The 2,285-nt window shown below is 60.5% G+C and carries 3 protein-coding genes; 1 reads left to right on the forward strand and 2 read right to left on the reverse strand.

The annotated features are described in order from the left end of the window. Nucleotides 1-839: acyltransferase family protein (locus tag ABT116_RS43060; protein WP_351646194.1), on the reverse strand; the 839-nt coding region annotated here is incomplete at its 3' end. 260 nt (nt 840-1,099) lie between these two features. Between ABT116_RS43060 and ABT116_RS43065 the strand changes: the two genes are divergently transcribed. Continuing rightward, complete coding sequence (locus ABT116_RS43065) at nt 1,100-1,723, forward strand: superoxide dismutase (RefSeq protein WP_003944189.1); 624 nt, start codon at nt 1,100-1,102, stop codon at nt 1,721-1,723. Here ABT116_RS43065 and ABT116_RS43070 read toward each other — a convergent pair. Continuing rightward, nucleotides 1,720-2,285, reverse strand: a 566-nt coding sequence (locus ABT116_RS43070; protein ID WP_351646197.1) for a hypothetical protein, incomplete at its 5' end; no start/stop codon positions are given. The two genes, ABT116_RS43065 and ABT116_RS43070, sit on opposite strands and share 4 nt — an antisense overlap.

The following is a 2,285-nucleotide window of genomic DNA, read 5'->3' on the forward strand; positions in this document are numbered from 1 at the left end:
GCGGCGACTACCGAAATGGTCCACAGATAGTGCTCACCGGCCCAGTACACGCGGAACTGAGTCGCCACGATGATGACGTGCATCTGGACGAGGACGGCGACGATCAGCCAGCGGCCGGGAGCGAGCTTCGCCCATGCGAGGTACATGATCTGGCCGAGGAAGACGGCAGGCAGCGTCGCGGCGATCTTGGACAGCATCGGCACGGTGTACGGCAACGGCGCGTAGACGTTGTAGAGCAGAACCAGTGAGCAGAGCGCACCACCGGCGAGCGGCATGACGATCGGGCGCAGGCGCAGTATCGGTCGAGCCGCGACGCAAGCGAGATAGAAGAGGAATTGGACGGTGAGAGTCCAGGTCACTCCGAGAACTGCCACCTCGGGCTTGAGAAAGAATCCGCCGAGAAAAAAGCTCATCAACGCTTCGGTATCGGAAATACCTTCCTGACCGCTGAACATTCCGTTGATTCCGAGTCGGACCAGAAGAATGGCAATCGCGGTTGCCACCCAGAATGCGGGCAGCAGTCGACTGAATCGGTTGGTCAAGAACTTTCCGGGACCGTCGCGAATCGCGGACCGCGTCACCAGAGCACCTGTGAGCATCATGAATACCGCGACGCCGACAAAAGAGAGATGTTGGTTGAGTTCGGCCGGCTCGATCAAAACGCCGTAGACGACGTCGATCACCCACCAACCCGAGCCGAGATCGTCGATGACGTAGAAAGAGATGTGGGAGTAGATCACGGCGGCAACCGCCAGGGCTCGCAGCAGGTCAGCGCCCGGAAGATTCACCCGAGGCGCGGCCGCCTCTGGTGATTCCGGGAGGAAAACTGGTGCGGGCATCGCGCAAGTTTAAGGTTCCGTTCACCTTTACGACGAATTTGCGCATATTAGCTTACCCTTAGATCGGACTGAGTTCGGTTTCCCGAACTTTATTCTTTGGTGATTACTACCTGAGCCGGACTGTTGCGGACGGTGTACGAATGTTATTGGGTGGAAACCCGAAGAATGATTTGCACATACGCGAGTGACGTCACGCCGTGACCGGTGATCGACGCACTCTAAAGCACCAGGGCTCACCAGCCCGCAAAGAAGGGACCCTCGTGTCTGTTTACACGCTGCCGGAACTCCCCTACGACTACGCAGCCCTCGAGCCGCACATCTCGGGCAAGATCATGGAGCTGCATCACGACAAGCACCACGCGGCTTACGTTGCCGGTGCCAACGCTGCACTCGAGAAGCTGGCCGAGGCTCGTGAGAACGACACCATCGCAGCGCAGGCCAACCTGCTCGAGAAGAACCTGGCGTTCCACCTCGGTGGCCACACCAACCACACCGTTTTCTGGAACAACCTCAGCGCTGACGGTGGCGACAAGCCCGAAGGCGAACTCGCCGCAGCGATCGACGACAACTTCGGTTCGTTCGATCTCTTCCGCGCTCACTTCTCCGCGAACGCCAACGCCATCCAGGGCTCCGGCTGGTCCATCCTCGCGTGGGACTCGATCGGACAGCGTCTGATCATCGTCCAGCTCTACGATCAGCAGGGCAACATCTCCATCGGCCTCACGCCGCTGCTGCTCCTCGACATGTGGGAGCACGCTTTCTACCTCGATTACCAGAACGTCAAGGGCGACTACGTCAAGGCATTCTGGAACATCGTCAACTGGAACGACGTTTCGGCTCGCTTCGACCGTGCACGTACCCAGACCGCAGGTCTGATCGTCTAGTCACGTTCTTCTTGCGAACGGCGGCGCCTCACCAGGGGCGCCGCCGTTCGTGTCAGCAGAGCACCACCGAGCAGAACCGTCGTCGCTCCGAAGACCAATGCCAGTGTGCGAGTTCCGGAGTCACCGCTGCTCGCGCTGGTCTGATTCACAGCCACCGGATCCGACAGCACCGAGGTCAGCTGAACCTGCTGCGGAGTAGTCATCGCGGGAATACCGGATTTCGCCCCGTCGAGGCCCGTGACCAGTGACTTGGCGATTCCTTGCAGCGTCGTGAATCCCTGGGTGATCTGATCGGTCACGTCACCGAGCATCTGCGGCGCCTGATCGGCGATCGGGATGAGGCCGTCGTTCAACTGTCCGGCAGCACTGCTCAGTTGATCGCTCGCGCCTTGCAGCTGCCCGACAGCGGTGCGGACTAGATCACCGAGCTCCGTATCGGGTCCGACGGAGCCACCCAACAGCGCCGGAACGGTGCCCAATTGCGCATTCAGCGCACCGAGATCCGAACTCACACCGGCCAGTTGCGCTGTCACGTCAGGCGGCGGCTGATCCGCCACGTCAC

Origin of the sequence: Streptomyces sp. NPDC002130, assembly GCF_040296465.1 — a bacterium.
Taxonomy (GTDB): Bacteria; Actinomycetota; Actinomycetes; order Streptomycetales; family Streptomycetaceae; genus Streptomyces.